The sequence below is a fragment of the Saccharopolyspora sp. NPDC045839 genome, assembly GCF_056431645.1.
Genome location: NZ_JBWKKH010000006.1, coordinates 293525 through 319602, shown reverse-complemented (window position 1 = coordinate 319602; position 26078 = coordinate 293525). Strand labels below are relative to the sequence as shown.

Annotated in this window: 23 protein-coding genes; 8 read left to right on the top strand and 15 right to left on the bottom strand. The window is 71.8% G+C overall.

Annotation, left to right across the window (positions count from 1 at the left end; translation table 11 throughout):
* Nucleotides 1-9 precede the first annotated feature (9 nt).
* Nucleotides 10-483, top strand: a complete 474-nt coding sequence (locus tag AC07EQ_RS11995) for an OsmC family protein (protein ID WP_478388005.1) — start codon at nucleotides 10-12, stop codon at nucleotides 481-483.
* A 105-nt stretch (nucleotides 484-588) separates the two neighbouring features.
* Here the strand turns inward: AC07EQ_RS11995 and ahcY are convergent, their stop codons facing one another.
* Entirely contained in the window at nucleotides 589-2052 is a 1464-nt protein-coding gene (gene ahcY / locus AC07EQ_RS11990; RefSeq protein WP_478388004.1) for an adenosylhomocysteinase, read from the bottom strand.
* A 408-nt stretch (nucleotides 2053-2460) separates the two neighbouring features.
* Here ahcY and AC07EQ_RS11985 point away from each other — a divergent pair, with 408 nt between their 5' ends.
* Nucleotides 2461-5136: an alpha/beta hydrolase family protein gene (locus AC07EQ_RS11985; RefSeq protein WP_478388003.1), complete on the top strand. Its 2676-nt coding sequence runs from the start codon at nucleotides 2461-2463 to the stop codon at nucleotides 5134-5136.
* A 391-nt stretch (nucleotides 5137-5527) separates the two neighbouring features.
* Here the strand turns inward: AC07EQ_RS11985 and AC07EQ_RS11980 are convergent, their stop codons facing one another.
* The 7 genes from AC07EQ_RS11980 to AC07EQ_RS11950 form a co-directional block, all read right to left on the bottom strand.
* Complete coding sequence (locus AC07EQ_RS11980; protein ID WP_478388002.1) at nucleotides 5528-7066, bottom strand: amino acid permease; 1539 nt, start codon at nucleotides 7064-7066, stop codon at nucleotides 5528-5530.
* 263 nt (nucleotides 7067-7329) lie between these two features.
* On the bottom strand, nucleotides 7330-8253 hold the full coding sequence (locus tag AC07EQ_RS11975) for a cation diffusion facilitator family transporter (RefSeq protein WP_478388001.1): 924 nt from the start codon (nucleotides 8251-8253) through the stop codon (nucleotides 7330-7332).
* Between the two features lie 109 nt (nucleotides 8254-8362).
* Nucleotides 8363-9607 (bottom strand): mannose-6-phosphate isomerase, class I, encoded by a 1245-nt coding sequence (gene manA / locus AC07EQ_RS11970; RefSeq protein ID WP_478388000.1) that lies wholly within the window; start codon nucleotides 9605-9607, stop codon nucleotides 8363-8365.
* A gap of 106 nt (nucleotides 9608-9713) precedes the next feature.
* Nucleotides 9714-10793, bottom strand: coding sequence for an SIS domain-containing protein (locus AC07EQ_RS11965; protein WP_478387999.1), 1080 nt, complete (start codon nucleotides 10791-10793; stop codon nucleotides 9714-9716).
* A gap of 5 nt (nucleotides 10794-10798) precedes the next feature.
* Entirely contained in the window at nucleotides 10799-11014 is a 216-nt protein-coding gene (locus tag AC07EQ_RS11960) for a Trm112 family protein (RefSeq protein ID WP_093267122.1), read from the bottom strand.
* A gap of 70 nt (nucleotides 11015-11084) precedes the next feature.
* Nucleotides 11085-12434 carry a phosphomannomutase/phosphoglucomutase gene (locus AC07EQ_RS11955; RefSeq protein ID WP_478387998.1) on the bottom strand — a complete coding sequence of 450 codons (1350 nt, stop codon included), beginning with the start codon at nucleotides 12432-12434 and terminating at the stop codon, nucleotides 11085-11087.
* 107 nt (nucleotides 12435-12541) lie between these two features.
* Complete coding sequence (locus AC07EQ_RS11950; RefSeq protein ID WP_478387997.1) at nucleotides 12542-12901, bottom strand: DUF3499 domain-containing protein; 360 nt, start codon at nucleotides 12899-12901, stop codon at nucleotides 12542-12544.
* A gap of 262 nt (nucleotides 12902-13163) precedes the next feature.
* Here AC07EQ_RS11950 and AC07EQ_RS11945 point away from each other — a divergent pair, with 262 nt between their 5' ends.
* Entirely contained in the window at nucleotides 13164-13637 is a 474-nt protein-coding gene (locus tag AC07EQ_RS11945) for a metallopeptidase family protein (protein ID WP_478387996.1), read from the top strand.
* On the opposite strand, the gene pdxR is transcribed toward AC07EQ_RS11945, so the two are convergent.
* On the bottom strand, nucleotides 13621-15051 hold the full coding sequence (gene pdxR, locus AC07EQ_RS11940) for a MocR-like pyridoxine biosynthesis transcription factor PdxR (RefSeq protein ID WP_478387995.1): 1431 nt from the start codon (nucleotides 15049-15051) through the stop codon (nucleotides 13621-13623). The two genes, AC07EQ_RS11945 and pdxR, sit on opposite strands and share 17 nt — an antisense overlap.
* Before the next feature lie 47 nt (nucleotides 15052-15098).
* Here pdxR and AC07EQ_RS11935 point away from each other — a divergent pair, with 47 nt between their 5' ends.
* Entirely contained in the window at nucleotides 15099-15569 is a 471-nt protein-coding gene (locus tag AC07EQ_RS11935) for a carboxymuconolactone decarboxylase family protein (protein ID WP_478387994.1), read from the top strand.
* A gap of 66 nt (nucleotides 15570-15635) precedes the next feature.
* Here the strand turns inward: AC07EQ_RS11935 and AC07EQ_RS11930 are convergent, their stop codons facing one another.
* Nucleotides 15636-18716, bottom strand: a complete 3081-nt coding sequence (locus AC07EQ_RS11930; RefSeq protein WP_478387993.1) for a glycosyltransferase — start codon at nucleotides 18714-18716, stop codon at nucleotides 15636-15638.
* A 100-nt stretch (nucleotides 18717-18816) separates the two neighbouring features.
* Complete coding sequence (locus AC07EQ_RS11925; RefSeq protein ID WP_165968123.1) at nucleotides 18817-19047, bottom strand: WhiB family transcriptional regulator; 231 nt, start codon at nucleotides 19045-19047, stop codon at nucleotides 18817-18819.
* A gap of 566 nt (nucleotides 19048-19613) precedes the next feature.
* On the opposite strand from AC07EQ_RS11925, the gene AC07EQ_RS11920 reads away from it, so the two are divergent.
* From AC07EQ_RS11920 to AC07EQ_RS11905, 4 genes are all read left to right on the top strand, one after another.
* Entirely contained in the window at nucleotides 19614-20372 is a 759-nt protein-coding gene (locus AC07EQ_RS11920; protein WP_478387992.1) for a site-2 protease family protein, read from the top strand.
* Between the two features lie 70 nt (nucleotides 20373-20442).
* Complete coding sequence (gene cofD, locus AC07EQ_RS11915) at nucleotides 20443-21435, top strand: 2-phospho-L-lactate transferase (protein ID WP_478387991.1); 993 nt, start codon at nucleotides 20443-20445, stop codon at nucleotides 21433-21435.
* The gene (locus AC07EQ_RS11910) at nucleotides 21432-22775 is read left to right on the top strand and encodes a coenzyme F420-0:L-glutamate ligase (protein WP_478387990.1); all 1344 of its coding nucleotides are present in this window, start codon (nucleotides 21432-21434) and stop codon (nucleotides 22773-22775) included. The genes cofD and AC07EQ_RS11910 overlap by 4 nt, the downstream gene beginning before the upstream one ends.
* Nucleotides 22772-23326: an NUDIX hydrolase gene (locus AC07EQ_RS11905; RefSeq protein ID WP_478387989.1), complete on the top strand. Its 555-nt coding sequence runs from the start codon at nucleotides 22772-22774 to the stop codon at nucleotides 23324-23326. Before AC07EQ_RS11910 ends, AC07EQ_RS11905 begins: the two co-directional genes overlap by 4 nt.
* On the opposite strand, the gene AC07EQ_RS11900 is transcribed toward AC07EQ_RS11905, so the two are convergent.
* From AC07EQ_RS11900 to manB, 4 genes are read right to left on the bottom strand one after another with little or no spacing between them, the layout of a single operon-like run.
* The gene (locus tag AC07EQ_RS11900; RefSeq protein ID WP_478387988.1) at nucleotides 23320-23718 is read right to left on the bottom strand and encodes a type II toxin-antitoxin system VapC family toxin; all 399 of its coding nucleotides are present in this window, start codon (nucleotides 23716-23718) and stop codon (nucleotides 23320-23322) included. The two genes, AC07EQ_RS11905 and AC07EQ_RS11900, sit on opposite strands and share 7 nt — an antisense overlap.
* Entirely contained in the window at nucleotides 23715-23972 is a 258-nt protein-coding gene (locus AC07EQ_RS11895) for a FitA-like ribbon-helix-helix domain-containing protein (RefSeq protein ID WP_452617884.1), read from the bottom strand. Before AC07EQ_RS11895 ends, AC07EQ_RS11900 begins: the two co-directional genes overlap by 4 nt.
* 40 nt (nucleotides 23973-24012) lie before the next feature.
* Nucleotides 24013-24924: a DNA-3-methyladenine glycosylase family protein gene (locus AC07EQ_RS11890; protein ID WP_478387987.1), complete on the bottom strand. Its 912-nt coding sequence runs from the start codon at nucleotides 24922-24924 to the stop codon at nucleotides 24013-24015.
* A gap of 22 nt (nucleotides 24925-24946) precedes the next feature.
* Nucleotides 24947-26044 (bottom strand): mannose-1-phosphate guanylyltransferase, encoded by a 1098-nt coding sequence (gene manB / locus AC07EQ_RS11885; RefSeq protein ID WP_478387986.1) that lies wholly within the window; start codon nucleotides 26042-26044, stop codon nucleotides 24947-24949.
* Nucleotides 26045-26078 lie beyond the last annotated feature (34 nt).

Sequence of the window (26078 nt, the reverse complement as noted above, 5' to 3'; positions counted from 1 at the left end):
ACAGCCGGTATGCCAAAGACTCACTCGTACCGCGCGACCGTGACCTGGACCGGCAACACCGGCGGCGGCACCACCTCGTACCGCGACTACAGCCGTGAGCACGTCGTGGACATCGATGGCAAGCCGCAGCTGACCGCGTCGGCCGATCCCGCCTTCCGCGGCGATCCCGGCCTCCACAACCCCGAAGACCTCCTGGTCGTATCGCTGTCCGAGTGCCACATGCTGTGGTACCTCGCGCTGTGCAGCACCTCCGGCATCGTCGTCACCGCCTACCGCGACGACGCGAGCGGCGCCATGGCGGAAGACCCCGACACCGGCGGGCACTTCACCGAGGTCGTGCTCCGCCCGCAGGTGACGATCACCGACCCGGCCAAGCTGCCGACCGCCGAGAAGCTGCACGAAGAGGCGCACCGCAAGTGCTTCATCGCCAACTCGGTCAACTTCCCGGTCCGCCACGAACCGGAGATCCACATCGCGCAGTGACGAGCCGGCCGGCGTCGGCGCAGGACCTCGGGCCGGGCGGGCTGCGGGTCGGCGATCCGCAGCCCGCCCGGACACCTGAGGTTCTGCCGCCCGGCACGCAGGGCTTCAGTACCGGTAGTGGTCCGGCTTGTAGGGACCTTCCACGTCGACGCCGATGTACTCGGCCTGCTCCTGGGAGAGCTTCGTCAGCTCGCCGCCGAGGGCCGCCACGTGAATGCGGGCGACCTTCTCGTCGAGGATCTTGGGCAACCGGTAGACCTCGTTGTCGTACTCCTCATGCTTGGTGAACAGCTCGATCTGGGCGATCGTCTGGTTGGCGAACGACGCCGACATCACGAAGCTCGGATGCCCGGTGGCGTTGCCCAGGTTCAGCAGGCGCCCCTCGGACAGCACGATGATCGACCGGCCGCTGCCGAACACCCACTCGTCGACCTGCGGCTTGATCCGCACCCGGCGCGCATCGGCGGCGCGGCGCAGGCCGGCCATGTCGATCTCGTCGTCGAAGTGGCCGACGTTGCCGAGGATCGCCTGGTGCTTCATCCGCCGCATGTGGTCGACGGTGACGATGTCCTTGTTCCCCGTCGTGGTAATCACGATGTCGGCCTGGTCGATGACGCTCTCCAGCCGGGCCACCTGATATCCGTCCAGCATCGCCTGCAGCGCGTTGATCGGATCGATCTCGGTGATGATCACACGGGCCCGCTGGCCGCGCAGCGACTCCGCCGCACCCTTGCCGACGTCGCCGTAGCCGCACACCACCGCGACCTTGCCGCCCACGAGCACATCGGTGCCCCGGTTGATGCCGTCGATCAGCGAGTGCCGGATGCCGTACTTGTTGTCGAACTTCGACTTGGTCACCGAGTCGTTGACGTTGATCGCCGGGAACAGCAGCGCGCCGCGAGCCGCGAGCCGGTAGAGGCGGTTGACGCCGGTCGTGGTCTCCTCGGTGACGCCCCGGACGCCTGCCGCCGCGCGAGTCCACTTGGTGGGGTCGGCGGCCAGCGACGCGCGCAACGCGTCCAAGATCACCTTGAGCTCGTCCGGGTCGTCGTCCGCCGGATTCGGCACCACCCCGGCCGCCTCGCACCGCGCGCCCTCGTGGACCAGCAGGGTCGCGTCACCGCCGTCGTCCAGGATCATGTTCGGCCCCCGGTCACCTGGCCAGGTCAGCATCCGCTCGGTGCACCACCAGTACTCCGCCGGGGTCTCGCCCTTCCACGCGAACACGGGGACACCCCCGGGTTCGTCCGGAGTCCCGCGCGGGCCGACCACCACAGCGGCGGCCGCCGCGTCGTCGGTGGAGAAGATGTTGCAGGAAGCCCAGCGCACCTCGGCACCCAGCGACACCAGGGTCTCGATCAGCACGGCGGTCTGCACCGTCATGTGCAGGGAACCCGAGATGCGCGCGCCCTTCAGCGGACGCACCTCGGCGTACTCCCGGCGCAGCGCCATCAGCCCGGGCATCTCGTGCTCGGCCAACCGGATCTGGTTCCGGCCGTCGGCGGCCGGCGCCAGATCCGCGACGGCGAATTCGACACCGCCGCGGGTCTGCAGCTTCTCGACACTCATCCTTCGCCCCCTCGGGAAGATGCGTGCTGGTCAGGGCACGGATTCGGCAGCCGACCCCGCATCGAGACTACCGTCGGTATTCGAACGATCACTCATGGCGATAACATCTGGCCGGTGCCGCGCTAGCGCCGCTCCGCGCCGGCCCAGCGCGGCCCAGCCGCTGGTCCGTGCTGCACGCCCGGCTTCGCCGCTCGCCGACCACGCCGGCCGCGGGCGCCGCGCTGTGCAGCTCCCCGTCGGCCACGAGAGGCACCACTGCCGGAAAAGCACCGGGAAACCTGCGAGGAATGCGGGACATGGGGCGCCCCGGACGATCACAATCGGAGGGGCAGAGCTCGCCAGATGTCGATCAGCAGTGGAGAATCGCCACCGGCGATTCGACGATCAACGACCGCACGGGAGGATCCAGTGCAAATACCCGGGCCCGACACCCGCGTCGTCGAGCTGCGGGTACACGGCATCCTCGGCACCACCGGCGACGAGCTGACCGATTCGGTCGCCTCGGTGGACGTCGCCGGCGACGGCATCGGACGCATCATGCGCCCGGCCGACCGACTTCGCCGACCGGTCCCCGGACCGATGCTGTCGGCCGGGGACCGCTCGGTGCCCCGCATCGTCGAAGGCTACGTCTGGGGCGGCATGACCTCCGGCGGCCTGGCCAAGGCGACCTGGGCCCTGCTGTTCCCGTTCGCGCTGGCCAACATGGCGCACTGGATGCTGCCGCCGGCCCGGACCGGCAACCCGATCAGCACCGCGCTCTCGTCCGTGCTGCGCGCGCTGCTCCGGATTTCGGCCCTGCTGCTGACGATGCTGCTCGTCGCGCAGCTGGCCGTGGTCACCCTCGACCTGGTCGCCGCGCAATGCCTCCGACCTGGCGTGCCGTGCATGGAATTCGTCCCGGGCGCCATCCGGAGCATCGACATCCTGCGCGCCTCGGCCGCGCTGCTGCCCGTTGCTCTCGTGATCCTCCTCATGCATCGCTTGTCCACTGTGTCCTGGCAGGTCTCCGCGCCGAAGACCGACAAACCGCAGCACTCGGCGCGGGCACCGATGCTGCCCGGCGCGAACGTCGTCGCGGACCCGGACACGCCGGTGCTGCGCACCATGCACGTCATCGCGGCACTGTCCACTGTGGCGCTTCTCGCGCTCGGCGGACCGTTCGCGATCAGCGCCGATCCGCGCTGGTTGATCGCCGCGGCGCTGCTCGTCTTCTCCCTGGTCGGAACCGTCGTGCTCGACGACCCGGCCGGAATGCGCCCCGACGGCAAGGAAAAGGCGCTGCGGATCACCCTCGGCCGCACACCGCGTCGCGCGCTGATGACCGTTGCCGCGTTACTGCTGTGCACGGTCGCCCTCTTCCCCGGACAGCTGACCGGCCCGCTGCCCGGCTCGGGCGACACGATCGACGCGATCACCGGCGCCTTGGTGATCGCCTGCCTCGCGGTGGCCGTCCTGCTCGCGCCCGCCGCACTGCTCGCCCGCCCCGGCTGGAAGACCTGCCCGCCCCGGCTCCGCCCCTGGATCGGCGGCTGGATGACCGCCCCCGTGCTGATGCTCGCCTGCATGCTCGGCAACGGGTTCGGCGCGGGCCTCGGCCTGAGCGTGGCCCGGGCGCTGGGCGCCTCGCAGGAGCCGGGCGCCCCGGTGCTCATGCTGCCCACCGCCTACGACGACGTGACGATCTTCTGGGGCACGACCGCCGTGCTGCTGCTCGCCGCCGGGATCATCGGCACCCCGTGGATGCTGCTGAAGCGGTGGCGTGCTGGACGCCGCGATGGCGACGGCGCGGACGGCTCCGTGGGCACCGACGACTCGATTCCCGACGAGGTCGCCTTGCTGCACGCCGGGCGGCCGGCGGACCAGCGCGCCGCGGCCAACGCCTGGAAGTGGGCGGACCTGCAGCGCCGCTACTCACATCTCGCCCTCCTCGTGATCGCTGGGGTGCTGGCCGTCAGCACCGCGTTGACCCTGGTGGCCCGGGTCGCCGAGCTGCCCGGCTTCACCTGGCTGATCGGGGTCGGGGTCGCCGCGCTCGCGACTCTCGCCGTCGGGCTGCTCCGGATGGTGTACCTGGCCGCCACCAAGCGGGACACCGCCCGCTACCTCGGCGTGCTCTGCGACCTGGCGCTGTTCTGGCCTCGCGAAGCGCACCCCGTGGTGCCGCCGTGCTACGCGCTGAAGGTGATCCCCGAGCTCGCCGCCCGCGCCACCGAGCACCTCGCCGACCCGAACACCCGCGTCGTCCTCGTCGGGCACAGCCAGGGCAGCCTGCTCGCCGCCGTCGCGACCGCCCGGCTGCTGGAATCCCTGCCGGAGGCCGACCGCGAACGGGTCGGCCTGGTCACCGCGGGCTCCCAGCTCCAGTGGGCCTACCCGCGGGCGTTCCCCGGCGTGGTGCCCCACGCCTCGCTGCGCGACCTGGCCGGTGCGCTCGGCGGCCGCTGGCGCTCGCTGTGCCGCGGCACCGACCCGATCGGCGGCGCCGTGACCACCTGGAACCGGCAGGTCTACGACGGCATGCTGATCGGGGTCGGGCTGCGCGCCGACGGCACCGAGGGCCCGCTGCCCGCCGCCACCCGCGGACCCACCGGCGCCCTGGTGCTCGGCGGCGACCACTGGCTCCCCGACCCGCAGCGCGGTCCGTTCTCGTGCCGGCGCTGGGTGCCCGGCGTGCTCGGGCACACCGACTACAGCGGCGACCCGGAGTGGGACCGCGCCGTCGCGATGGCCGCGGGCCTGGAGTCCCCGGTTCGCGGCGCCGCGCTCCCGCTGCAGCCGCAGACCCCGACCCCGGCTCAGGTCCCGGCCACGGCGAGCGCGCCGAAGACGCCTCACCTGACGGCGCAGGGCGGCGACGGCGGATCCCTCACCGAGACCATCGAGGGCCTGACCCGCCCGAAGACCGACGCCGACGAGCCCGAAACCGCCCAGAACGACGAGCCGGAGCGGACCACGGCGGCGGTGCCGCGACAGCAGCACGCGAAGCCCCGGCCGGAGCCTTCGGTTCTTCCGGAGATCACCGAGCCCCGCGGACGCAGCGCCCCGTGGGAGCGCGGCATGGCGCTGCGCGCTTCCGAGCGCTGAGCAACGGCACGTGACCACCCGCCGGGCAGCCCGGCGGCGTAACAAAGCGACATGGCGCGCTCCACGCGTGCACCGAGCGCCGACCTCCGGCGCGGTGGGGGCGCTCCGGAAGATCGCGCCTCGCCGACGAGGTCGGCGGGCACGAACACCGTAGGCAAGGGCCCGCCCTCGCCCTCGCCCTTCGCATTCCCGCCTCCGCGAGCCCTGCTGCGGCGTGCGGAGTGATGACCGTTCCTGATTTCAGCTGTTCTCCGTGTCATGCCTCCATGATCCGGAGCCGGACGCCGGAGATCATCACTCAGCCAGGTGAACATTTGTTCGAATCGCAGGCGAAAAAGCGGCGCCGCCCTCCGAGGGCGGCGCCGCTTCGATCGGTCAGCCAGTCACCCGGCTATTCCTTGGAGTCCCCGTTCTGGGGCACCGCACCCCCTGCGGCCACCTCGCCGGCCTGGCGCTGGGCCAGCCGCGAGTGCTTGCGGCCGTACAGGAAGTAGATCACCACACCGGCGGCCATCCAGACCGCGAACCGGACCCAGGTCAGGGCGGTCAGGTTCAGCATCAGCCAGAAGCAGGCCAGGATCGCCAGGATCGGCACCAGCGGCACCAGCGGGGCCCGGAAGCCGCGCGGCAGATCGGGCCGGGTCCTGCGGAGCACGATCACGCCGAGCGAGACGAGCACGAAGGCGAACAGCGTGCCGACGTTGACCATCTCTTCCAGCTTGTCCGCCGGGAAGAAACCGGACGCGACGACCACGACCGCGCCGACCAGGATGGTGGCCCGGACCGGGGTGCCGTGCTTCGGGTCGGTCTTGGCCAGGCCGCGCGGCACCAGGCCGTCGCGGGACATCGCGAACAGCACGCGGGTCTGCCCCAGCAGCAGCACCATGACGACCGTGGTCAGACCGGCTAGGGCGCCGACCGAGATGATCGCCGCCGCCCAGTTCACACCGTGCTGGGCGAAGGCCGTGGCCAGCGTGGAACGGCTGCCGTCCTCGGCGGTCGCGAGGTCGGTATAGGGCACCATGCCGGTGACGACCAGCGCGACCGCGACGTAGAGCACGGTGACGATCGCGAGGCTGCCGAGGATGCCGCGGGGCGCCATCTTCTGCGGGTTCTTGGTCTCCTCCGCCGTGGTGGCCACGATGTCGAAGCCGATGAAGGCGAAGAACACCAGCGACGCCGCGGCCAGCAGGCCGAAGACGCCGTAGGTGCTGGTCTCACCGCCGAGGATCAGCGACAGCAGCGACTGCTCCAGCTTCGGGCTTTCCTCGGTGGCGGTCTGCGCCGGCGGGATGAACGGGGCGTAGTTGGCCGTGTTGATGTAGGCCAGGCCGACCACGATGACCAGCAGCACCACGGCCACCTTGATCAGCGTGATCACCAGGCTGACGCGGGCCGACAGCTTCGTGCCGAGGGCCAGCAGGCTGCACAGCACCACCGTGAGCAGCACGGCGCCCCAGTCGAACTGCAGCGGGCCCAGCGGCAGGACCGTGGGCACCTCCAGGCCGATCAGCTTGAGCACCTGCTCCAGGTAGATCGACCAGCCCTTGGCCACCGCCGCCGCCGCGACGGCGAACTCCAGGATCAGGTCCCAGCCGATGATCCAGGCGATGAACTCGCCGAACGTCGCGTACGAGTAGGTGTACGCGCTGCCCGCGACCGGAACGGTGGAGGCGAACTCGGCGTAGCACAGCGCCGCCAACCCGCAGGCGATCGCGGCGAGCACGAACGCCAGCGACACCGAGGGGCCGGTGACATCACCGGCGGTCCGCGCGGCGAGCGTGAAGATGCCCGCGCCGATGACCACGGAAACCCCGAAGACGATCAGGTCCCAGGTACCGAGGTTCTTTCGCAGCTTGGTGTCCGGTTCGTCGGTATCCAAGATGGATTGTTCGACCGATTTGGTTCGCCACAGCCCAGTGCCTGGCACTGTCGCCTCCCTCATTAAGCCCAAATGGTGGGTCCGCACCCTAACGCGGCAGTATCTCGATCGGAACTCGCAAACTTGAGTCCGCCGCCCGTTTCGTTAACTCCTTGTAATGCAGGTCGCCACAGGTCTTACCACCAGAAGCAGGACATCTGCCTTCTTTCACCTACGTACGGTGACCGTTTGGGCATCCTCCGACGCCGTCCAGGCACATGATGTCGAGGATCTCGGCCCGGGGCAGCGCCTGGGACTCCGGGGCGGAGCGGTCACGGGGTCGCGGCGCGGCCCCGCTCCAGGTCCGGTTCGAGGTAGATCAGCCGGGCCGCGGGCACCTTCGCCCGGACCCGCGCCTCGGCGCCGTCGATCTCGGCCGCCACCTCGGCCACCGACAGCGACGGGGCGAGACCGATCTTGGCGGCGATCAGCAGCTCGTCCGGGCCGAGGTACTGGGTCCGGATGTGGATCACCTTCTCCACCCGCTCGGACTCCAGCTGGCCCACGATCTCGTCGAGCACGTCGCGGGTCGCGCCCTCGCCGATGAGCAGGCTCTTGGTCTCGACGATCAGCACGATCGCGATCGCCCCCAGCAGCACGCCGATGCACGCGGTGCCGATGCCGTCCCAGACCGGGTCGCCGGTCAGCGCGGTGAGGCCGACGCCGCCGAGCGCGAGCACCAGGCCGATCAGCGCGCCGAGGTCCTCCAGCAGCACCACCGGCAACTCCGGGGTCTTGGCCTGCCGGATGAACTGCCACCAGGTCAGCTCGCCCTTGATCGCCTTCGATTCCCGGATCGCGGTGATGAAGCTGAAGGTCTCCAGGCCGATCGCGATCAGCAGGATGACCACCGCCACCCACGCCGAGTGCAGCGGCTCGGGGTGCTGGATCTTGTGGATGCCCTCGTAGAGCGCGAACACCGAGCCCAGGCTGAACAGCAGCAGCGCGACGACGAACGAGTAGAAGTAGCGGTCCCGGCCGTACCCGAAGGGATGTTCCGGGGTGGGCTTGCGCTGCGAGGTCTTCTGCCCGAGCAGCAGCAGGCCCTGGTTCGAGGTGTCGGCTACCGAGTGCACCGCTTCCGCCAGCATCGACGAGGAACCGGTGAACAGGAACCCGCCGAACTTGGCCACGGCGATGCCCGCGTTCGCGGCCAGCGCGGCCAGGATGGCCTTGGTTCCGCCTCCTGCTGACACGATGTATCTCCCGATTCGGTGTGCGGGGAGGCCGGTGCCCGGCCCGATGACGGGAGAAATCTACCCGCTGGCCCCGCGCCGGGGGATCAGGTCCGCAGAACCGGCGACCTCAGAACGTGCCCGCGGCGGCGCGGAAGACCTGCGCACCGCCGTCGGCGTCGAGCTCGACCGGGTGCACCTCCACCGCCGGGTCGGATGCCGCCAGCCACACCGAGTGGCCGCGGTCCAGCACCAGCTCGCGCGGCAGCGACCCGTTTCCACTGGTCAGCCGGACACGCCCCCTGGTGCACAGGAGTATCTGCGGCCCGGGCGAGTCCAGCCGGACCGCGCCGCCCTCGGCCGGCGTCCAGTCCAGTCTGGACAGCTCGAACTCGTCGGCCGGCGTCCGGTAGGCGGTCAGGTTGGCGTCCAGCGACTCGCCCTTGAGCACCCGCATGTCGCCGCAGGCGAAGTCGAGGACCCGCAGCAGCTCGGGCACGTCGACGTGCTTGGGCGTCAGGCCGCAGCGCAGGATGTTGTCGGAGTTGGCCAGGATCTCGATGCCGGTGCCGTGCAGGTAGGCGTGCAGGTTCCCGGCGGGCAGGAAGATCGCTTCGCCGGGCTGGAGCACGATCCGGTTCAGCAGCAGACTGGCCAGCACTCCGGCGTCGTTCGGGTACGCCTCGCCGAGTTCGAGCACCGTCCGGCACTCCAGCCCGAACTCGCCGTGCTCCCGCACGTGGGCCACGCAGGCTTCCAGCAGGTCCGGCAGCACCTCGCGCAGGTAGTGCTCGGGGAGGGTGATCCAGGTGGTGAACAGAGCGCGCAGGCCGTCGGCATCGGGTTGCGCGGCCAGCAGTTCGCGGTGGGCGCGCAGGCTGGGAACGGCGAGCTCGTCGAGCAGGCGCACGGTCCGCTGCGCATCGCGGAACCCGGCCAGCGCGTGGAACTCGGTCAGCGCGCAGATCAGCTCGGGTTTCGCGGTGGGGTCCGGATAGTTGCGGTTGGGGGCGTTGCGGGCGATGCCCGCTCGCTCCTCCTGCAGGAAGCCCTCGGCCGCCTGCGCCGCGGACGGATGCGCCTGCAGGCTCAGCGGCTCGTCGGCCGCGAGCACCTTGAGCAGGAACGGCAACCGGCCGCCCCAGCGGTCCACGCACGCCGGGCCGAGGTGGTGCGCCGGATCGCTGTCCAGCAGGGACAGCAGCGACACCTCTTCCCCGCTGGACCGGACCACCCGCGACGGGTCACCCGGGTGGGCGCCCATCCACAGCTCGGCTTCGGGGTGCGGCGTGGGGACGGGCCGACCGAGCAGATCAGCAATAGCGGTACGCGAGCCCCACGCATAGGGGCGCACCGCGTTCCGCAGTAGCTCCACAGTCGATTCTCGCTTCCTCGTCCTAGCGCCTGCTCGTGCCCGACGCCCAGCACAGCACACCGCGCCGGACCGGCGGGTGACATCGGGGCATCCCCTGAACTTTCCCTCAGTGAACCGCCATCGCCGGCCAGCCGGGCCCGTTCAAGGTTCCGGCGGCCAGCCCCAGGTACACGGCGGCCAGGTCGAACCGGGCGGCCAGCGCCGCGGACCGCAGCACGGCGTCGTCGCCCACCGACTCGCCGGGCGTGACCAGGTCCGCGCTGGGCAGATCCCGCGTCGCGGCTCGTTCGAACGCCTCCCCCCGCGCGTCGTACCGCGCGCTGACCAGGAACACGCGCAGCAGCGCGCCCGGGTTGTCCTCGGGGTCGGCGAACAGGTCCGCCTCGGAGCCGACCGTGGCGGCGGCGCGGTGCAGCGCCCGCTCAGTGGCCGCCTGCGGGTAGTCGGCGACGCCGCAGGCCACGCCCGCGTGGCAGCCGAGCGCGAACGCGCCGTGCGCCGCCACTGCCGTCGACACCGGGTCGAGGCCCCAGAGCAGCGGGGCGCGGTCGGCCAGCCGCAGGGCCAGCGACTTCGCGGGGTTGACCAGGGATTCGTGGCTCGGGTGCGCGCGTTCGGCTTCCCGGTCGAGCACGCCGGCCAGGCTCTCGGCGTCGAAGTGGAGCAGGCCGAGAGTGCCGAGCATGCTGAGCCCGGCCGCGAAGACGTGCGCGAACGACAGCGCCGGTGGCACCGGGATGCGCGGCGGGAGCAGCTTGGCGCGGCCCGCACCGGCGGCCGCGACCGGGCCGTCGGCCGGGGCGGCGAGCACGACCGACGCACCGCGACGGCAGGCCACCGAGACCGACTCGGCCAGCACCGCGTCGCCGACGTCGTCGGTGTGCGCGAAGACGACGTCCAGCGCGCCGACCCACGCCGGGACCGATTCGGCGATCACCAGCGGGACCGGGCACCGCGGCCCGGCCAGGGCCGCCAGCAGGCTGCAGACACCCGGGCCGACGCCGGGGCGCGCCAGCAGCACCACGGCGCGCGGGCGCCCGTCGGCGAGTTCGGCCAGGTCCGCTTCGCCCGCGCTCTCCACCGCGGCCCGGACCTGCGCCCCGGAGAGCGCGGCGAGCCGCAGCAGGCCGCTGGAATCCACATCGGCCAGCCTGGCCGGGTCGTCGAAGAGACTGTCGTCCAGCACGAACGTCACCCCTCCCCGGCCGCGCCGGGGGCCGGCCCTCCGACCGCCTCGTCCAGCAGGAGCACCGGAATTCCGTCCCGGACCGGGAAACCACGGCCGCAGGAGGTGCAGGTCAGGTAGTCGGCCTGCGCGTCATCGCCGAGCCCCGGCCGCAACGGCGCGTGCTCCGGGCACGGGCATGCCAGGATTTCCAACAGCTGTGGTTGCAGGTCAACGGCCACTTTTCCTCCCAAACTCACCCGCGCCGACCTCGCGGGCACGCACTCCTGCCATCGCGGCGACGCCGGGTCGTCATCCTCGGACGACTGCCAGCACCTCATCGCGCAGCGCGGCCATCGCGTCAGTGTCCCTTGCCTCCACGTTGAGCCGGAGCAGCGGTTCGGTGTTGGACGGGCGAAGGTTGAACCAGGAGCCGTCCGCCAGCTCCACGGTAAGCCCGTCGAGCTCGTCCACACGAGCGCCATTGCGGTCACCGAAGGCCTCGGCCACGGCGCGCATCCGGGCCTGCTGGTCGTCGACCGTGGAGTTGATCTCGCCGGAGGCGGCGTACCGCGAGTAGTCGGCCATCAGCTCCGACAGCGGCTGGTCCTGGCCGCCGAGCGCGGCGAGGACGTGCAGCGCGGCGAGCATGCCGGAGTCGGCGCGCCAGAAGTCGCGGAAGTAGTAGTGCGCGGAGTGCTCGCCGCCGAAGATCGCCCCGGTCTCGGCCATCGTCTGCTTGATGAACGAATGCCCGACGCGGGTGCGCACCGGCTTGCCGCCGTGCCCGGCGACGATCTCGGGCACGGCCTTGGAGGTGATCAGGTTGTGGATGATCGTCCCGCCGGGCTCCTTGGCCAGCTCGCGCACCGCGACCAGCGCGGTGATCGCGCTCGGCGAGACCGGTTCGGCGCGCTCGTCGACCACGAAGCAGCGGTCGGCGTCGCCGTCGAAGGCCAGCCCGGCGTCCGCGCCGACCTCGCGGACCTTGGCCTGCAGGTCGACCAGGTTCGCCGGGTCGAGCGGGTTGGCCTCGTGGTTGGGGAAGGTGCCGTCCAGCTCGAAGTACATCGGCACCAGTTCGATCGGCAGGCCGTCGAAGACGGTCGGCACCGTGTGCCCGCCCATCCCGTTGCCGGCGTCGACCACGATCTTCAGCGGGCGGATGCCGCTGATGTCGACCAGTTCGCGCAGGAAGGCGGCGTAGTCGTCGACGAGGTCGCGCTGGGTGGTGACGCCCTTGGCGCCCAGGAACTCCGGCACGCCGTGCGCGACCAGCTCCTGGATCTCGGACAGGCCGCTGTCCTGGCCGACCGGGGCGGCCCCGGCGCGGCACAGCTTGATGCCGTTGTAGCGGGCCGGGTTGTGGCTGGCGGTGAACATCGCGCCGGGCAGGTCGAGCCGCCCCGAGGCGAAGTACAGCATGTCGGTGCTGGCCAGCCCGATGTTGATCACATCGACACCCTGGCCGGTGACGCCTTCGGCGAACGCCGCGGCCAGTCCCGGCGAGGATTCCCGCATGTCGTGTCCGATGACCACCGCCGGGCCACCCACGAGCCGGGTGAAGGCGGCGCCGATCTCCCGCACCACGTCGGCGTCCAAGCCGTCACCGACCACCCCGCGGATGTCGTAGGCCTTGACGATCCCCGACAGGTCCCGCACGCTGCACCCTCCCCGTTTCGCGTCCGACGACGTGGCTCGAAGCCTACCGGCGATCGAGGACGCGGTGGCGCCAGCTCGACACACGCGAGCTGTTCGTCACGATCTATTCACTCGTCGATCGGATCGGGCAGGGCGCGCAGGTGTCCGCGCCGGCTGCCGCCCGGGGTGAAGCCCTGGGCCTCGACCGGGCGGTCCGGCCGACCTGCTTCCCGCACGGCCTCCGCTAACGCGGTCAGGTCATCGTCGGAAGGTTCCGGTGGCGCGAATTCGCCTTCGTGCCGCACGACCTCCCAGCCCTTCGGCACGGTGAGCCGCAGCGCGTGCGCTTCGCACAGGTCGTAGCTGTGCGGTTCGGCGTAGGTGGCGAGCGGGCCGACGACCGCGGTGGAGTCCGCGTAGGCATAAGTGAGCGTGGCGACGGCCGGGTTGGTACACCCGGTCCGCGAGCAACGCCTCACGCTCCGCACGACACGCACGATAGCGCCCTCGCTCCGGCGCGCGGCGCAGGCACGCGGAAACCGCTCGCGACAGCCCGCGCGAGCACGGGTTTCCAGCAGTCAGCTCTGCGCGAACAGCCAGTGGCACGGCGGTCGATTTGCGTGGGTTGTCCCGTCTTCGAAGCCCGGCGACGGTCGACGTCGTGCGCGGTCCGGGGCCTGGCGGGTGGCGGAACGCGAATCCTCCCGACGCTTGTCCCGACCTTGACCGCCGAAGGCGTACCCTCGGCCCGTGGTGACCGCACGTGGATCTCGGCGTCGAAGCCGCTTCCGCCGGGACCGGCGGGGCCGTGGCCTGCGCGGACCGCTGTACCCGTCCTCGGTTCCGGTATCGCGCAGCCGTTCGCAGCGGTTCGACGCGCTGGTGCTGGAGGCGCTCGAACCGATCGAACAGCGCTGGCACGCCGAGCTGACCCAGCTCGACGTGGCCGTCGACGAGGTGCCCGAGATCACCAGCACCACCCCGGAGAAGCAGGTCTGGGACGACGACGTGGTGGTGGACGCCAACGTGCCGCTGGCCCGGCTCGTCCCGGCGGGCGTGGACCGGCGCGGCCTGCCGACCCGGGCCCGCATCGTGCTGTACCGGCGGCCGCTGGAAGCGCGGGCCCGCGACGGCACGGACATGGCGGACCTGCTGCACGACGTGCTCGTCGAGCAGGTCGCGACGTACCTCGGGCTGGACCCCGACGTCATCGAAGGCCAGTGACCTCCGCCGCGCTCAACGCATCCACCAGCGCGTCCAGCGCCGATGCGTACGCGTGTTCGGGCGGCGTGGCGTAGCCGACGACCAGCCCGTCCATCGCGGGCATCGTGGCATCCGGGTGGCGGAAGCCGGCGAGCCCGTCCAGGGCGAGGCCCCGCCGGGCCGCGGCCGCGACAGCGGAGCGCTCGGAGCCCGGGGGCAGGCGGAGCACGGCGTGCAAGCCTGCGGCGACGCCGGTCGCGGTGACGTGCGGAGCACGTTCGAGGAGCCTCGCGACGAGCTGGTCGCGGCGGCGGCGGTAGCGCTGGCGCATGCGGCGGACGTGGCGGTCGTAGTGCCCGGAGTCGACGAAGTCGGCGAGGGTGAGCTGGTCGAGGACGCTGGCCCAGGCCTCCCGATCGCCCTTGACCGCCAGCACGTCGTCGACCAGGTGCTCGGGCAGCACCATCCAGCCGAGCCGAACCGCCGGCGACAGGCTCTTGCTGACCGAGCCGATGTACAGCACGCGGTCCGGGTCCAGGCCTTGCACCGCGCCCACCGGTTCGCGGTCGTAGCGGAACTCGCCGTCGTAGTCGTCCTCCAGGACCAGCCCGTCACGGGCCCTGGCCCAGTCGACGACGGCGGCGCGTCTGGCCGGATGCAGCGGGCCGCCGGTCGGGAACTGGTGCGCGGGCGTCAGCAGCACCGCGCGCACTCCCTTGCGGGACGGCAGTTCGCCGACACGGGGCCCGTGCTCGTCGAGTTCGAGCGGCATGGTCTTGATCGACGCCTGGTGCAGCAGTTCGCGGTGGAAGGCGAGGCCGTAGGACTCCACGGCGAGCGGTCCGCGAAGGACGCCGGGGAACAGCAGGCGCAGCGCGTGCGCGAAGCCGGAACAGATCACGATCTGGTCCGGTCGGGCCCGCACGCCGCGAACCCGCGAGAGGTAGTCGGCGAGCGCTCGCCGCAGCTCGAGCCGGCCTTGCGGGTCGCCGGGGCCGAAGGCCTCGTTCGGCGCGGCGTTGATCGCTCGCCGGGCCGAAGCAAGCCAGGCGGTGCGCGGGAACGATGCGGCGTCCGGCTGGCCCTGCCGCAGGTTGTGGACCGGCGCTGTGACGCTTCGCGCCTCTTTCGGCGCACGGGTTGGTTTGCGCGGCTCGGCGCGCTGCGCGACGCGGGTGCCGGAGCCCTGGCGGGCGGTCAGCCAGCCCTCCGCGATGAGCTCGGCGTAGGCGGCGGCGACGGTGTTGCGGGCGAGGCCCAGGTCCGCGGCCAGCGAGCGGTACGGCGGCAGCCGGGTGCCCGGCGCCAGCCGCCCGGATCGGATCGCGTCCCGCAAGGCACCCATGAGCACCGACCGGCGACTGCCCGGACCCGACAGGTCGAGGTGCAGGTCGCTGCCCGTCCGCTCGGCCGAATTGACCCAAGAATCTGACACGTGAATGCACTCTACGGCCGGTCGATTCGCGCCATAGCGTGGAACACATGACGAACAACGAAACGAAGCGGCTCGACTTCGCGAAGTCCGCACCGAAGGCGTTCAAGGCCCTGATCGGGTTCGACACCGCGGCGCGGGAGGGCCTCGACCCCGTGCTGATCGAGCTCGTCCAGATCCGCGCCTCCCAGCTCAACGGCTGCGCGTACTGCCTGCACATGCACACCACGGACGCCCGCAAGGCCGGGGAGAGCGAAGAGCGGCTGCACATGGTGCAGGTGTGGCGGGAGGCGCGCGGCTTCTTCACCGAGGCGGAGCTGGCCGCGCTGGAGCTGACCGAGGCCGTCACGCTGGTGTCCCATGGCGGCGTGCCGGCCGACGTCTACACCCGCGCCGCGGAGCACTTCGCGGAGCCGGAGCTGGCCCGGCTGCTCGCGCTGATCTTCACCATCAACACCTGGAACCGCATCGCGCTCAGCACGGCGAAGGTCCCAGGCACCGACGAGCGCACCGCCGCCTGACGATCCGGACCGGATTTTCCCCAGTTTTAGGCAAAATTGGGAAACCCCACCTGGCGGCACTGCGGCTCAGGTGCTCCTGGGCTTCGCACGGCGGCGTTCGGGGAAGGCCGCGACGAGGGCGAACAGGACGAACGCCAGCTGCAGGCCGAGGAACGCGGTGCGTGGCACCTCCGTGTAGCCGACCTGGACCTCGGCGGCGTTCTCCGGCAGCGGGATCGCCACCTGATGGCCCCAGGCCGTGGCCAGCGGGAACGTCCGGCCGTCGATCCGGGCGTACCAGCCGGGCTCGTTCTCCGCGCCGAGGACCAGCGCCCGGCCGGCACCGCCCTCGGACATCCGGACCGTGAACCGGGGCAGCCCGGCGGCCACCTGCAACGGCCTCGCCTCCGGTGTCGGCGCGGGCTCGGTGCGCGCCTGCCGCGCGAGGTCCGGCCCGAGCAGCTCCACCGGGCTGTTCGGCAGCAGCAGCCGCAGGGCGCGATGCCCGTCGGGCAGCCGCTCGTGCTCGGCGACCAGCCCCGCAGCGACTGCCGGCAGCCGGGAATCGTCCGGTACCGCGATGAAACCGACGCCGCGTGCCGCCGACGCCGCGAGCGCGGCGCGCGTCCGCGCGGGATCGCCGGACTGCAGGTCGTCGTCGACCCGGCGGAGCCAGTCGACGGCCGTGCCGACCGGCGCGAGGTCGTCGTCGCCGAAGCGGGGCGCGGTGCCGTCCACGAGCCGCGCGGGTTGCGGCCCGGGGTCGAGGACCAGCAGCGAACCGGGCAGATCGGCCGCGATGGTCGGCTGGGCTCGCAGCGGCCCGCCGACCGTGGCGAACGCGGCACCGGTCGTCAGCCCCAGCAGGCCGACCACCAGCACTGGCAGCAGGATCTTGCCTGGCACGCGCGGTTTCCGCGCCACCAGCACGATCCACCCGCACCCGGCCGCGGCGATCACCAGCGGCCCGCCGGTCCAGCCGGTCGTGCTCGGGCCGCCGGTGATCGGCTCGACGGCGAGGTTGTCCACCATCGCCGCCAGCGCCCAGCCGAAGACCGCGACGGCCGCGCCCGGCAACATCCGCGGAGACCAAGCGGTGACCAGCGCGGCGACCGCAGCGAACGCGAACAGCGCGCCGACCAGGCTCGCCGGCGACCCATCAGGGCTCAGCGCCAGCAGCCAGGCACCCGCCGGGGTCTCGGTGATCCGCGCACCAAGCCCGTGCAACAACATCTGCGGGTGGTGCAGGAGCACCGCGGGCCACGGCAGCAGGCACGCGACGGACAGCAGCGCCACCGCGACCAGCCCGGCCACCCGGCGCCGATCGCGCGAACCCGCGCTCGGCAGCACGACGAAGGCGATCAGGGTCAGCACGATGAACGCGATGTGCAGCAGCGGCGCGAAGGCGCCCAGCACCGCGAGGCCCAGCGCGGTCAGGCACGCCGTTCCCAACCACTTCCCGCCGGACCGCCCGAGCACCGAGACGATCCCGGCCAGCAGCAGCGGAACCAGGATGTGCGCGACCACGACGTCCAACCGGCCCTGCCCGGCGGAAAGCGAAGCCGCCGGTAGCAAGGCGTAAGCACCGGCCGCGACGGCTCGCCGCGGACGCGACACCGGGAGCGCGCGCGTCGCGAGGTAACCGCTGAGACCCGCCAGCGGAGCGCTGAACAGCAGCAGCACCGACGCCACCGCCGACGGTCCACCTAGGACGGTTCCGAGCAGCGCCAGCACCAGCAGCGACGGGGATGCCGGCGCGCCGGTGCCGCCGTTGACCGGGTGCCAGGCCGCCAGGTAGTCGCGCCACGTCGTCGCCAGATCGGCCAGCGGCAGCATCCGGCCGCCTTGCAGACCGGCCCCGAAGCGGTCGGCGATCAGTCCATTGGTGACGAGGGCGAACAGCACCAGCAACGCCGTCAGCACCACGGGCGGCGTCAGCACCAGTTCGCGCAGCACCCGCCAGCGGTCGACCGGCACGAGCAGCAGGTCCCGCCGGATCGCGTCCCGCTTCAACGGCGACGGCTTCGGCGCCCCGATGTCCGGCACCGGCACCACGACCAGCCCCGACCGGCCCGGCTTCTCGGGCCGCGGCGCTTCGGGATCGGCCTTGACGAGCCAGCCCGCCGGCTCCCGCCCCAAGGCAAGATCGCGCCGCACCCGCTCCCGGACCAGGCCGTCGAACGAGGTGCGCGCCCAGTCCCGCAACCGCGCCGGCCGGCTCGTGAACAGCCCTCGGACGCCGTGCCGGACCGGGATCGTCGCGGCGCGCGAAGCCCGGCCGGCCAGCAGTTTCAACCGCCCGCCGAGCAAACCGCGCAGCACCGCGAACTCGGCGCCCGCCTCGCTCCACCGCCGCAGCGCAGCAAAGCCGCACATCCGCAGCAATGCCAGGCAGAACAGCCGCGGCAGGCCCAGCAGGAACGCCCACACCGGCGCGTTCACCAAGAACGTGCGAACCTGATCGGCTCGCTCCCCCGTCTGGGGGCCGCGCTTCGCGGCCGCATGCCGCATCCGCGCCCCGGGAACCCACCGGACGCCGTGCCCGTCCAGGTTGATCCGCCAGCCCAGGTCGACGTCCGCGCTGCCGCCGAGATCCACGTCGAAACCGCCGAGCTGCTCGAAGACATCACGCCGCACCAAGGCACCTGCCGCGGTCACCGCCAGCACGCCGGACGGCGGGGGCGTTTCGCCGACGAGTTCTGGGTCCAGTTCGGACGGTCCGATGCCGGTCCGCCGGTGCCCGGCGGCATCGGTGCTCAGTCCCGCGTCCACCACCAGCCGGGGATCCGCCCAGTCCAACCCGAGCGGGCCGAGCAGCGCCGCGGCCGAATCTTCCTCGGCGGCGCGCAGCAAGCGCTCCAGGCATTCCGGCTCGGGTGTGGAATCGTCGTGCAGCAGCCACAACCAGCGCCCCGGATCGGCCCACTGCTTGGTCGCGTGCGCCAGGGCTTCCGCGACGGCGGCGCCGAACAGGGTGTCGCGCGGCATCGTGAGCACGTCGTCGACGACTCGGTCCGCTCGCGCCCGCGCCAGGAGTTCCGCGGTGCGGTCGGTCGAACCGGTGTCGACGGCCACCACGTGCCGCGGCTTCTCCGTCAGGTCGCCCAGCGCTGCGAGAACCTCCGGCAGCCACGAATCGCCGTCGTGACAGACCAACACCGCCAGCACCGGCGCGACCAAAATGCCCTCCCGCTAACCTGATCCACTACCGCTGAACGGTAATGCACCAGGAGCGGAAGAAAACCCCCTCGAAACGAACTGCGGCCGATCAGACCGCGCGGCGCTTGAGCTTGCGGCGCTCCCGTTCGGACAGACCGCCCCAGATGCCGAAGCGCTCGTCGTGCTGCAACGCGTACTCCAGGCATTCGGAGCGCACCTCGCAGCCCGCGCAGATGCGCTTCGCCTCCCGCGTCGAGCCGCCCTTCTCCGGGAAGAACGCCTCCGGATCGGTCTGGGCGCACAGCGCGCGCTCCTGCCATTCCTGTTCGTCGTCGCCCATCTCGAACAGCTCGGCCAGGACGTCGAGTTCCGCCGCGGTGGCGTCCCCACGCTCCGCGAGGCGGCTATCTCCTGATTCCCACATCGTTTGATTTCCCCCGATTTCTCCCGTTCCCGCCGGCCCTCCCCAGGGCCGGAACAGGACGCACTCCTGATCGCAGGTCGCCCGGCCCCCGTCGGCCGGGAGCCCGCGCTTCGACGGCGGCGGCGCCGTCGCCGATCGACCGCACCGCCCGCCTCTCACCGCCGGCGGCACTTCGATCGACCCGTGCCCGACCGGGTCTCCCGTACCCGATCGGCCGCCGCCTGCGACCATCCAACCGGTTTCCACCCGGGGAACGATCATTTCAGCGACGAATGACACTGCTGTGATTACACCCGTGTAGCTCCTTGCGGTCAAGCGGAGACCTTCCGTAGGGGGACAACCCCCGCAGGCCGCCCGATGGGCGCGTTCGGCGCATCGCCGGTACTCCGCGTGCAGCATCGGCAGGCCCCATGATCATGGATACCACCGAGCGGCCGCCCATGCCGGGGACGGCCCGGGAATCGTTCATGGACACTGGAGGCGTGAGCAACTCCGCGGTTCGAGTGAGTCCCCTGTTCCTCGGCCTGGTCGGGCTGACCGTGCTGGGCGGCGTGCTCGCCACGCTCGAGAACAACGCCGCCCGGGTCGGCGGCGTGGTGCTGATCGTGCTCGGCGGCTGGGCCACTTCGTTGTGCCTGCACGAGTTCGGGCACGCGATCACCGCGTTCCGCGGCGGCGACAGGTCGGTGCGCGCCAAGGGCTACCTGACGCTGGATCCCCGGCACTACACCGACCCCGTCCTGAGCATCGTGCTGCCGCTGATCTTCGTGGCGCTCGGTGGCATCCCGCTGCCGGGCGGCGCGGTGTGGATCAACCACCACGCGTTGCGGTCCCGGCGCACCGAGTCGATGGTGTCGCTGGCCGGGCCGCTGATGAACCTGGTGCTGGGCCTGCTGATCAGCGCCGCCGTCGCGATCGTGCCGATGCCGACCGGGCTGGCGGCCGGGCTGTCCTACCTGGCCTTCCTGCAGGTGATCGCGTTCGTGCTGAACATCCTCCCGATCCCCGGTCTGGACGGGTACGGCGCGATCGAGCCGTGGCTGTCCGCCCCGGCGCGGCGGTTCGGCGAGAAGGCGCGGCCGTGGGCGCCGCTGGTGCTGTTCCTGCTGCTGATCGGGGTGCCGTTCGTCGGCCAGGCGTTCTTCGGGCTCGCCTACTTCGTCTTCGACCTCGTCGGCGGCGACACGCTGCACACCTACCTGGGGCAGAGCATGTTCCGCAGCATCTTCGGTTTCCTGTGATGCGTCCGCCTGCTGGACCGTCATCAGGTTCACGCCCGGGTGCGCGGGCGGGCGTGCGAGGATCGGGGCCGTGAAGGTCGTAGTTCTGGTCGGCGGAGTCGGCGGCGCGCGTTTCCTGCTCGGGGTCAAAGCGGCGTTGGGACTGCCCGCGATCGGCGAACCGCAGCAGCAGTCCGAGCACGAGATCACCGCGGTGGTCAACGTGGGTGACGACTTGTGGATGCACGGGTTGCGGGTCTGCCCCGACCTCGACACCTGCATGTACACCCTCGGCGACGGCATCGACACCGAGAAGGGGTGGGGCCGGGTCGACGAGACCTGGTCGGTCAAGGCGGAGCTGGCGGCCTACGGCGCCGAACCGACCTGGTTCGGGCTCGGCGACCGCGACATCGCCACCCACCTGGTTCGGTCCCGGATGCTGCGCGCGGGCTACTCGCTGTCGGCGGTGACCGAGGCGCTGTGCGATCGGTGGCGCCCGGGCGTGCGGCTGCTGCCGGTCACCGACGAACGGGTCGAGACGCACGTCGCGATCGACGATCCGGAGCACGGCGACCAGCGGGCGGTGCACTTCCAGGAGTGGTGGGTGCGGTACCGCGCGGAGCCGAAGGCGCACGCGATCGTGCCGGTGGGCGCGGACGAGGCGAAGCCGACGCCGGCCGTGCTGGACGCGATCGAGCAGGCCGACGTGGTGCTGCTGGCGCCGTCGAACCCGGTGGTCAGCATCGGGACGCTGCTCGCGGTGCCGGGCTTCCGCGCCGCGCTGCGGAAGACGTCCGCGCCCGTGGTGGGGCTGTCGCCGATCGTCGGCGGCCGGCCGCTGCGCGGCATGGCGGACGCCTGCCTGACCGCGATCGGGGTGGACAGCACCGCCGAGGCGGTCGGCCGGCACTACGGCTCGCGGCAGGACGCCGAGGGCATCCTGGACGGCTGGTTGGTGCACACCGGCGACAGCGCCGACGTGCCCGGGGTGCGGGTTCGCGCCGTGCCGCTGCTGATGTCCGATGTGGACGCCACCGCCGCGATGGCGCAGGCGGCCTTCGACCTGGCCCGGGAGGGGCGATGAAGGATCACGCGGCCGCGGGCGGGTTGCAGCTGTTCGCGGTGGGCGGGCTGCCCGAGTTCGGCCCGGGCGACGACCTGGCCGCGTCGATCGCGGCGGCCGCGCCCTGGCTCAGCGACGGCGACGTCGTGGTCGTCACCAGCAAGGTGGTGTCGAAGGTCGAGGGCCGCATGGTGACCACGCCGCGCGACCCGGAGCTGCGCGAGAAGCTGCGCCGCGAGCTGGTGCTGGCCGAGGCCACCCACGTGCTGGCGCGCCGCGAGCGGTTCATGATCACCCAGAACAAGCTGGGCATCGTGCAGGCGGCCTCGGGCGTCGACGCCTCGAACGTGGCGCTGGACCAGATCGCGCTGCTGCCGGACGACCCGGACGCTTCCGCGCGCAAGCTGCGGGCCGGGCTCGCCGAGCGGCTCGGTGTGCAGGTCGCCGTGGTGGTGACCGACACGATGGGCCGCGCCTGGCGGGTCGGCCAGACCGACGTGGCGATCGGCTCTGCCGGCCTGCGGGTGCTGCACCGCTACGCGGGCACCACCGATTCGCAGGGCAACGAGCTGGCGGTGACCGAGGTCGCGGTGGCCGACGAGATCGCCGGGGCGGCCGACCTGGTCAAGGGCAAGCTGGGCTCGGTTCCGGTCGCCGTGGTGCGCGGGCTGGCGACCACCGACGACGGGTCGACCGCGCGCGACCTGACGCGGCCCGTCGAGGAAGACCTGTTCCGGATGGGCACCGCCGAGGCGCTGGCGCAGGGCCGCCGCGAGGCGGTGCTGATGCGCCGCTCGGTGCGGGCGTTCGCGGACGGCCCGGTCGACGCCGACGCGGTGCGCCGCGCGGTCGGCGCCGCGCTGACCGCTCCCGCGCCGCACCACACCCGGCCGGTCCGGTTCGTCTGGCTGCGCGATCGTCCACTTCGGACGAAGCTGCTGGACGCGATGCGCTCCGCCTGGCTGACCGACCTGCGCGCCGACGGGCTCTCCGAGGAGGCCGCGCAGCGCCGGGTCGGCCGCGGCGACCTGCTCTACGCCGCGCCGGAACTGGTGCTGCCGTTCCTGGTCCGCGAGGGCGCGCACGACTATCCCGACGAGCTGCGCGCCGACGCGGAGCGGCAGATGTTCACCGTCGCGGGCGGCGCTGCGGTGCAGGGCCTGCTGGTGGCGTTGGCGGCCGAGGAGCTCGGCTCGTGCTGGGTGTCCTCGACGATGTTCTGCCCGGAGGTCGTCCGGGCGGCGCTGGACCTGCCCGACTCGTGGGAGCCGCTGGGCGCGGTGGCGGTCGGCCATCCCGCGGAAGCGGTCGGCGGGCCGCGGGAGCCGCGGGAGCTCGACGGCGGATTGGTGGAGCTGTGAGCGGGCCGCACGCGGACGCGCTGCGCGTCCTCGGCGATTGGCGACCGGCCGATCCGCAGCAGGACGCATTGCGCCACGCCTTCCTGACCTTGCTGGACGCCCGCGCGGACGCCTGTCTGCGGGCGTGCGAGCCGGGCCACGTGACCGCGTCGGCCGTGCTACTCGACGCTGCGGGCGAGAACGTGCTGCTCACGCTGCACCCCCGGGTGGGGATGTGGTTGCAGCTCGGCGGCCACTGCGAGCCGGCGGACACGTCGCTGGCGGGGGCCGCGCTGCGCGAGGCGACCGAGGAGTCCGGTGTGGACGGTCTGGTCGTGGAGCCGGAGCCGGTGCACCTGGACGTGCACCCGATCACCTGCTCGCTGGGCAAGCCGACCCGCCACTTCGACGTGCGCTTCATCGTGCGAGCCCCGGAAGGGGCCGAGCCGGCCCGCAGCGACGAGTCCCTGGACCTGCGCTGGTGGCCGCTGAACGCCCTCCCCGAAGGCTCCGACATCGGCCCACTGATGGCCGCCGCCCGCGCCCGCGAGCTCACTTCCGGTGATCACTGAACGAGCCTGATTTCACAGCGAATCCCAGGAGCCCTGGCCAAACGCTTGTCACCAGTGACCAGCGGAAGTTCATGCAGCTCAGCGACCGCGACATATGCGGCATCGTAGGCCGACAGGTTGTGCCGCAGTTCCCAGATCCGGTTCCGCACCGCAGCAGTGAACTTCAGCTCCTGCACGTATGCGACGTTCCAGCGCTCAAGGACATCGGCGGCATGAGTCTGATCAATCTTGCCGCCGACGACCAAACCTCTGAGAACATTGAGCATTTCAGCTGGCTGATGCGGCGGCGCCGCCCAGCTTGTGTGCACCCCGAGCAGCTTCCTGACCTGAGGGCCGCTGTGATCGGCCCCCAGGAAGAAGGAGACGAGTGTCGAGGTGTCGACAACGATCATGCAACACCCGCCTGATCGCCTGAGCCAGGCGCCTCGCCACGCGCAGCACTGACGGCCGTCACGATCTCATCCATGCTGAGCAGGCCGCCGCCCACTGGCTCCATCTCAGCCAGCTCCGCGTTGCGCGAGAATCGCGCCTCTCTTTCCAGCACCGACAGCAAGAAACCCTGTAAGGACTGACCACTCCGTTTAGCGGCACGAGCAAGCAGGTCTCGGACATCTTCGGGCACATTGCGAATCGTCAGAACAGTCATGCATGCATAATAGCTGCGTTTTGCAGTCACGGCCAGCGCGTCACATGGTGCGGTAGTTGCGGACCGGCATTCTCGGGGCGTAGCGGGGACGTTGGACGCCCGCCGCGCCCAGGTAGCGGACCGCTCGGTGGCGGTGGCCCTCGTACGGGGCCAGGGCTTCGAGCATTCCCTCGTCGTCCAGGGGCCGGCCGACGAGCGCCGTGCCGACGATCGTCGGCAGGTGGAAGTCGCCGACGCTGACCGCGTCCGGGTCGCCCCAGGCGCGCTGCGCGACCTCGGCCGCCGTCCACGGGCCGATGCCGGGCACCTTCTGCAGCAGTTCCCGTCCCGCGACGCCGCGCAGCTCGACCGCCCGTTCCAGCCTTCCGGCCACCGATGCGGCGGCGAGCAGCGTGCGGCGACGGGCTCCGTCGATGCCCGCCCGATGCCACTCCCAGTCCCGGATCTGGCGCAACTGCAACGGATCCGGTGCCGCCCAGAGCCCGTCGACCGGCCCCGGGGCGCGGCTGCCGAAGCGCCGGCAGAGCTCCCGCCAGGACCGCCACGCCTCCCGGTTGGTGACCTTCTGCTCCAGCACCGCGGCGACCAGGACGTCCCAGACCCGGCCCGATGCGCACAACCGCACGCCGCGCGATGCGCGCCGCCCGCGCTCCACGACGTCGTGCACCGCGACGAAACCGCTGTCGTCGTCGGAAGCGCCGAGCAGGTCCGGCACGTTGTCCAGCACGAAGCTCCCGCCCTGCCCCCACGCCGTCGCGGTCACGGTTCCGGCGTGGTCCTTCTGCAACCGCAGCGTCGTCGGGCCGACCGGGGTCGTGGTGGCCCACCACACCTCGCCCGACGCGTCCACGCGCGTGGCCGGATCGCCGCTCCCCCGGCGCAGCGGAGCCAGCACCCGCGGCAGGTCCAGCGGATGCGGCGGGCGCCAGGTCCGGGTCAGGGCATCGCTCATGTTCCCCCGACGGTACGCCGGCTCAGTCCGCGGAGAAGCGGACGCCGCCGGCCGGCAACTCGACGCCGGGCCAGACCCGCGCCCCGCCCAGCAGCTCGCAGTCGGCGCCGATCCGCGCGCCGTCACCGATGATCGCGTCGCGCAGCACGGCACCCGCGCCGATCGTCGCGTCGTTGCCGATCACGCACCGCTCGACCACCGCGTTCCGCTCGATGCGCACGCCTTCGAAGAGCACCGATTCCGCAACGCGCGCACCGGATTCCACCGTGCTGCCCGCGCCGATCGCGCTGCCCCCGCAGACTTCCGCGCCGGCGGCGACCTCCGCGCCGTCCAGCACCAGCGCTTCGCCGCGCTCGCCGGGCAGCGCGTTCGACGGCGCCACGCCGAGGACCAGGTCCGCGGAAGCCCGGACGAACGCCGCCGGGGTTCCCATGTCCAGCCAGTACGAGGTGTCGACGTGTCCCTGCACGCGCGCGCCGGCGGCGAGCAGTTCCGGGAACGTCTCGCGCTCCACCGACACCGGCCGACCCGCCGGGATCGTGTCGATCACCTCACGGCGGAACACGTAGCAACCCGCGTTGATCTGGTCGACCGGAGGATTCTCCGTCTTCTCCAGGAACGCCGTGACCCGCCCGTCCCCGTCGGTGGGCACGCAGCCGAAACGGCGCGGATCCGCGACCTTCACCAGGTGCAATGTCACATCCGCCGCGGCGCTGCGGTGCGTTGCCAGCAGATCCGTGAGGTCCACGCCGGAGAGGATGTCGCCGTTGAACACCAGCACGTCGTCGGCGCTGAGCCGGTCCGCGACGTTGCGGATCGCGCCCGCGGTGTCCAGCGGCTCCGGCTCGACGACGTACTCCAGCCGCAGGCCGAGTTCGGATCCGTCGCCGAAGTGCTCGGCGAACACCTCCGCCTTGTAGGACGTGCCGAGCACCACGTGCTCGATGCCGGCAGCCCGGATCCGGGACAGCAGGTGGCTCAGGAACGGGACCCCGGCGGTCGGCAGCATCGGCTTGGGTGCCGACAAGGTCAACGGCCGCAGCCGCACGCCCCGACCACCTACCAGCACGACCGCTTCCGCCGTCGGCGACGCGGCCGGGTCCTGCACATCCGCGGACATCGGCGTTGATCCTCCTCTACCTGATGCACTTCAG